This window comes from Microcoleus harperi Pol14_C6 (assembly GCF_036701295.1).
Lineage (GTDB): Bacteria > Cyanobacteriota > Cyanobacteriia > Cyanobacteriales > Microcoleaceae > Microcoleus.
The window spans coordinates 38,880-44,879 of record NZ_JAUBQN010000047.1 but is presented as its reverse complement, the minus strand read 5'-3'; the positions used below and the strand labels follow the sequence as shown (position 1 = coordinate 44,879).

Sequence of the window (6,000 nt, the reverse complement as noted above, 5' to 3'; positions counted from 1 at the left end):
ATATTGGTGCAATTTGGTACTTTGTGCATCATTACAATGCCTCTCTTCGCTCTTGACCATTACTATTCACCACTACCGACTCGTTGCTACAATTTTAAATGAAATTTAAAAAATAAGCTATTATGCTTTTAAATACGGTAGACTTCAAAAGTATTTCCGTCAATTAGTGCAAGACTATCCGCCCAAAATTATCTGACTCCAAAACAAATAGAGCAAGTTCAATAAGCATTAAAAGAGGAATCAAAAGGAGATATTAGATAAAAAAGTATGATTTTGTTATTGCTAAATGACCGAACTAATGAAGCTAAAATTGATCGATGTTGGGGTTCCATCGTAAATAAGGTGTTTCCTTGGTGTATTCAGGGATCTCCAGAGGATTTATAGTCATTTCAAATAAGTATGAGACTATTTAAAAATGAGGTAAAATTAATAAAAATAGTGAACCAGTTAGGAAAATGTCTTACAGTATTGATTTGAGAAAAAGAGTAGTGGATTATGTAGAAAATGGCGGTCGTATCGCTCAAGCAACCAGAATTTTTCAGGTAGGGAGGGCAACGATATATCGGTGGCTGGGTCGGACAGACCGTATTGGCCACCCAGGTAAAAAGACGTAAGAGAAAGCTAGATTGGAAAGCCTTAGAAAACGATGTAAAAGAGAACCCAGATGCCAGATTAATTGACAGAGCCAAGAAGTTTGGGGTCAGACCAAGTGCCATATCTTATGCTCTTAAAGAAATGAAAATTACTCGAAAAAAAAACAACTTCGTTATCACGAAAGAAACCGAGAAGAAAGAATAAACTACTACAGATATCTCCGAGAGTTAATTAAAGTATTGGGAAGTCAAAGTCTGGTTTTTATAGATGAGTCAGGATTTGAAGAGTTTCAAAATTGTGCATTAGGATGGTCAAAAAAAGGCAAAAAAATCTGGGGTGAAAAGTCAGGAAAACGTGGGAAAAGAGAAAATTTAGTAGCTGGAAGAAGGAAAGGAAAAAAGGACTTAATTGCCCCAATGGTTTTTACGGGCAGCCTCAATGCAGAAGGTTTTGAAGGGTGGTTATCTTTATATTTATTACCCTCTCTGACCAAGCCATCTATCTTAATCATGGATAATGCACCGATTCATCGAAAAACAGCCATTCGCGAACTGGTAGAGGAAACGGAGCATCAAGTTCTTTTTCTCCCAAAATATTCTCCTGATCTGAACGATATTGAACACGATTTTAGTGCCTTAAAGCGAGCTAGAATGTATGCTCCTCCTGGCACATCTTTAGATGAACTCATCTGTGCCTACTGCGCTCAATAGTGTCTCTTTTTTATTTGAAATGACTATAGATCACGTACACTACTATTTTCTGTAATAACATAGCCTATTGAAGTAATCTCCAAGCTTTGATTTAACGCCCATGATTGCGTAAGTCATGAAGATATTGCTAATAGACGGTTGAAAGTAATTGAAGAGCTAGAGTATTTATGACATCGCCTTTCAGCGAACACCCTGATTATTGCGATCGCACTTCTTCTCCTCTTTGGTTGGCAGCATTCTGTGAATTATAATTATAGCGATCAAGTTTTTGAAATCCTATTTAACTCCATCCAAGAACATCCTCATACTAAGCAGAGATGAGACTGAGGATAGAAGTTCGCGCTACCAACTTGATGATTTTGAGGACAGAAGTCCTGACTTATTAATAGGCGATCGCCAATCCTTAGACTTTTTGCAAAAATAGATAATATCTGCGTTCATTTGCGTTCATCTGCGGTTAAAAACAGAAAATCCCGAACTTTTGCAAAAAGTCTAACCACCAATCTTATTTAGTCTTGTCCAAACTCCGCGACTCCAACCAAATAGGAATTGCAATCCAAGCAACTGCTAACAGCAAAGCAAATACCGCAAATTGAGCTGCCCAAGCTACCAACTTCTCTAAAGACACAACTTGTCCCAAGAAGTAGGATAAACTCACCATTACCGATGCCCAACTGGCAGCACCCAGAACATTGAACAGTGAAAATTTCCAAAAAGGCATTTCTGCAATACCTGCTAGGGGGCTAGCAAAAATTCGCAGCAGTGCGATGAAACGGCCCAAAAATACGGCTTTAGCTGCATTTTTACTAAACTGTTCTTTTAAGTCAAACAGTTGTTCTTCTCGAAAGCGGAAAAATTTTCCCAGCTTCAGCAGCAGTGGCCAGCCACCGTACCTGCCGATCGCATAACCAAGGTTTCCTCCCACAGTCGCACCGGCGATCGCACTGCCGAGTACAAACCAGTAATTCAGTTCCCCGCTGCCAGCTAAAAACCCGCCAGCAATCGTAATAGTCTCGCCTGGAAGAGGAACTCCCAGATTTTCCAGCAAAATTCCCAGAAATACTGCCCAGTAGCCGTAATCACGCGCGAATTGCTGAATAGTCTCTAACGATAAAAACTCAAAAGACATTCGATACTGCCTTCGTAAACTTTTGCAAAGCTCAATACATTTATATATTGGCTCGATTCAGCCAATAGTGCAATCTTTCGCTGTGATGAAGAACACACTGTTGTCGCGATCGCTGGCCTAACTAAAAATTAGCCTTTCAGGCATACTAGATTAATAGAGAATTTTTGCGGTTGCGTTCGGCGCGATCGCTACCTAGCTTCCTACTAAATTTATCACAACGGCTCTTCCCACCGATTCCCTAGCCCGATCGCGCCTCCTAAAACATACGCTGACATCCCCTGAGTTTTTCAAGAGAGTCAGCAACTAAACTAACTTATTCATACTTTATGATCGTAGGATAACTGCTATGGAATTTCCGAACTTAAACCCACCCATCGTCCTTCAACCTAACAACTGCCTCGACTCCCAAGCAGGCAGCCTCCTCCAGCAACAGCTAGCCGAGATTGTGCCCGATCGCCACAAACTCTGGGTAATAGACATGGGCGCGGTAGATTTCATCGACAGTTCCGGTATCTGCGCCTTAGTCGGTGGACTCAACGCCGCTCGCCACCGGGGATGCCGCCTCGTCATCTGCAACCTCTCAGCCACAGTCAAGCTAATTTTTGAAATTACTCAACTCGACCAACTCTTTGAAATCTTCGACAGTTTCGACCAAATTGTCTCCCCTGAACCTCCGGCTTTAGTTGCTTGATGAAAATCAGATCCCCAGTTTAAATCTCAAGTTTGCAAGAGACTTCAATCAAGCGTAGAGCTAATTTCTATATCATAAATAGGTTGATTTGTCAAGCAATACCAATGACAAACAAATAAATCAGGCACTTGAACGCCGACAGAAGCGATCGCAGGTGCAGCCGGAAAAGGCCAAAGTCGATCGAAACAAATCCTTTCCTCTACAAACCCAAACTGCATCAAATAAGTCGCCGGCGGCGCATTTAAAAGATTCAGCAAGCGGTAAGCCAACTCATACAATTGCTGTCGCCAAACATCCGACAAATGCACCGGTTGAGAGTAACTCAACTCGCCAGACTGCTTGTCAGGTTCCCCACCGATCACCTCAGCATACAGTGGCCCCTTTGTAGTCAACACCACAGGCAGCCAAAAATTGCCACCTCCGACGGGAAAAAGTAACTCCTGAGACACTCGATCGCGCACCGCCGAAATATTTCCGCAAAATCGAAACACATCTTGAGCCGGAAAAACCAGATTTTCTGGCACATCCAGCGTCAAAGGACAAACGATCGCCCCACCCGGAGCGATCGCGCCAGAATTAAGTTCAGAAACCCCACAGATATTGACTTCAGTTAAAGGATGAGATTGAGCGATCGCCACCTTGAGACTTGTGGCCGGATCAGTCTCACCACCCGCCACAATCAAAACCTTAGACATTGCCAAAGCTCGGCATTTGAATTCCCCGATCGTCCTCAGCATCGACACTCGGCAGATCCAAGCCCTTCGCCTTGCGGTTCCGCACAGCTAGACGGTAAGTTACGCTTTGCAACTCAGTGTGCAACTGGCGGTTTTCCTTTTGCAGTTGATCCAACTTTTCCTTAATCGGCTCGATCCGTTCGGCAAACTTCTGGCGGTAAACCCCTGGCAATTCCTGTACTACCTGTTCCAGCATCCGAGAGCGATCCGTCAATTCTTGCACAGACTGCCGCAGTTGGTAAACCTCAGCATCTCGCTCTGCAATTTGTTCTTGATAAAAACCCACCTGTTCTTCAACAGCTTGGAGTTGTTCCCGCATTGCCTGCATTTGAGCTTGGTGGCGATCGGAAACTTCCGGCGCCGGCACAAAACTCGAATTGCCCTTAACCAGCCTGAAAAGTTCTTGAGACAACTGCTGCACCAATTGGTCGCGCATTTGCAGCTCTTCGGTGAGACGAGATACCTCTGATTGCAATTCTTTTGAGCTTACAAGTTTAGTTTGATTCACGATGACTCTCAGCTTTTGTTATATAATGTGTTTCTATTTAAAAATATCTTTCCCTTACCGCAGAGGCAAGAGGCACTTCAAAAGTTTTGAACCCATTAGGCTAAATCGAGCCAGTGGCCCGATGTCAAGGGTAAAGCTCAGTCTAACTCAAATCCGGCATCCACGCCATCACCTTAGTTTCTTGCCACAGACACAGGTAAAATCCTAGGTTTTTTGTCAATAAACCCGGTTTCTTAGCTTTTTCTCAGAATAGTGCAAGATCTCAGGTGTAACCAGTCACAGCCGAAAGCACTTTGCCAGCTTCGTCCACGGTTCTGCCAAAACAGATAATGCCGTCCTCGTGACCGGCCATCGCCAGAATTTTGCGCTCTGCCAAATTCTCCTCCTCAAAAAGTCTAAACATTTCTAAGGCCATCTGAGGAGTGCCGTAAGGTATTTCTTTTCTAGTAGTAGGAATCTTAAACAGCAGTTGCTGCCATAGCTTTGGATTATGGACGTGAATTATCCCGCCCACATCCTCTCTCTGAAGGTACAGCGCCCCGTGAGTCAGGGACTCCGACGAAGCTTGTACGGGGCCCCGGCAGCCGAGGAAATTTTGTTCTAAATCGAATTCGGTAACAGTACAGTAGAATTCTGGTCCCAGAGTCCTCAAGTGTGCAGTCTGGGTTCCCGAAATTACGAATTGGCAAGAATTGCCTAGTCTGACGCTGACGTTCCCAAACCCTATGCCATTTTCGTAGACGCCAATTAATCCCCAAGCGTGGAGCCGATCGCGCCAGTCCATCAAATCTGCTATGTTCCGGGCAGCTACAGGGTCTGCTTCTTCCCAGTCACAGCGGTACTTAACGACTCCTTCATCCATCCATTTTTTTGTCCGAGCTGATACGACAGACATGGGCCAAGCTGAGACTTAATCGAAGTTCTCAAGAAGTTGTCAAACAGCTTTTTTTGCCTGCTGCCTTATGTCTCGGTGCATAAGTGCCTTAACTAATCTACATTCCAGTGTCGCCGTAATTAGCGACCGACATTAGCAAAAAGTAAGCTAGGAAAGAAGAACCAATTATTCCTAAAATCATGATTTAGCCTCTAGGTGATTACAAAAGTTCAATATGAAAATGTAAGCTATCAGTTGGGGAGTTTGATTCCAGGCTTTTGCCCGATCGAGTTTCTGATGTGAAACTACATAATCTCGCTGAATCGGCTACTGCTCAATGCTACCGCATTTCTACTGAGTTGACTTCTACCTTAAGAAAGATTTAAGGATAAATTACCCCTCAACCAGGTAACTCAGGTAAAAAGCAACCGTATATTTACTGATTTTTTATCATTATACATATATTTAAGCAAAAAGCAAGGGGAACAAAAAAATATTTTTTAGCCAGTCTGGAACGAACTGGCCCCATCTTCGGGTGCTCTACGTTAGTCAACACCTCTGTCGATCGAGCAATGTTTAGCTCCGGGGCATCCTACAAGCTAAGAAACCGGGTTGAGGGTAATATAACGTTTGGTAAAATCACCGCAACGCCAGCTCGCGTCGGCGGGCTTACCACAATCTGTAGTTGTAGTATAAGTTATAGATCCCGTAAACCAGTGCCCACCTAGAGCGGGATAGTCGATCGACCGAACCTGATATA

Annotated in this window: 5 protein-coding genes and 1 pseudogene; 2 read left to right on the top strand and 4 right to left on the bottom strand. The window is 43.7% G+C overall.

Features of this window, described 5'->3' with window-relative positions; translation table 11 throughout:
- Positions 1–455: 455 nt before the first annotated feature.
- A pseudogene (locus QUA27_RS23810) lies at positions 456–1,304 on the top strand (IS630 family transposase).
- Positions 1,305–1,809: 505 nt separating this feature from the next.
- On the opposite strand, the gene QUA27_RS23805 reads toward QUA27_RS23810, so the two are convergent.
- Positions 1,810–2,433: a DedA family protein gene (locus QUA27_RS23805; RefSeq protein WP_333071083.1), complete on the bottom strand. Its 624-nt coding sequence runs from the start codon at positions 2,431–2,433 to the stop codon at positions 1,810–1,812.
- A 346-nt stretch (positions 2,434–2,779) separates the two neighbouring features.
- On the opposite strand from QUA27_RS23805, the gene QUA27_RS23800 reads away from it, so the two are divergent.
- Positions 2,780–3,124 (top strand): STAS domain-containing protein, encoded by a 345-nt coding sequence (locus tag QUA27_RS23800; RefSeq protein WP_333071081.1) that lies wholly within the window; start codon positions 2,780–2,782, stop codon positions 3,122–3,124.
- A gap of 44 nt (positions 3,125–3,168) precedes the next feature.
- Here QUA27_RS23800 and QUA27_RS23795 read toward each other — a convergent pair whose 3' ends face one another.
- The 3 genes from QUA27_RS23795 to QUA27_RS23785 form a co-directional block, all read right to left on the bottom strand.
- A complete protein-coding gene (locus QUA27_RS23795) occupies positions 3,169–3,819 on the bottom strand; it encodes a hypothetical protein (protein ID WP_333071080.1) in 651 nt (216 codons plus the stop codon).
- Complete coding sequence (locus tag QUA27_RS23790) at positions 3,812–4,366, bottom strand: Npun_F5560 family protein (RefSeq protein WP_333071078.1); 555 nt, start codon at positions 4,364–4,366, stop codon at positions 3,812–3,814. The genes QUA27_RS23795 and QUA27_RS23790 overlap by 8 nt, the downstream gene beginning before the upstream one ends.
- A 262-nt stretch (positions 4,367–4,628) precedes the next feature.
- Entirely contained in the window at positions 4,629–5,261 is a 633-nt protein-coding gene (locus tag QUA27_RS23785) for a class II aldolase/adducin family protein (RefSeq protein ID WP_333071076.1), read from the bottom strand.
- Positions 5,262–6,000: the final 739 nt, after the last annotated feature.

What these genes read in the sequence shown, in the direction of transcription:
- QUA27_RS23805 (WP_333071083.1), bottom strand. Translation starts at nt 2,433, where the DNA reads ATGTCTTTTGAGTTTTTATCGTTAGAGACTATTCAGCAATTCGCGCGT.
- QUA27_RS23785 (WP_333071076.1), bottom strand. Translation starts at nt 5,261, where the DNA reads ATGTCTGTCGTATCAGCTCGGACAAAAAAATGGATGGATGAAGGAGTC.
- QUA27_RS23795 (WP_333071080.1), bottom strand. Translation starts at nt 3,819, where the DNA reads ATGTCTAAGGTTTTGATTGTGGCGGGTGGTGAGACTGATCCGGCCACA.
- QUA27_RS23800 (WP_333071081.1), top strand. Translation starts at nt 2,780, where the DNA reads ATGGAATTTCCGAACTTAAACCCACCCATCGTCCTTCAACCTAACAAC.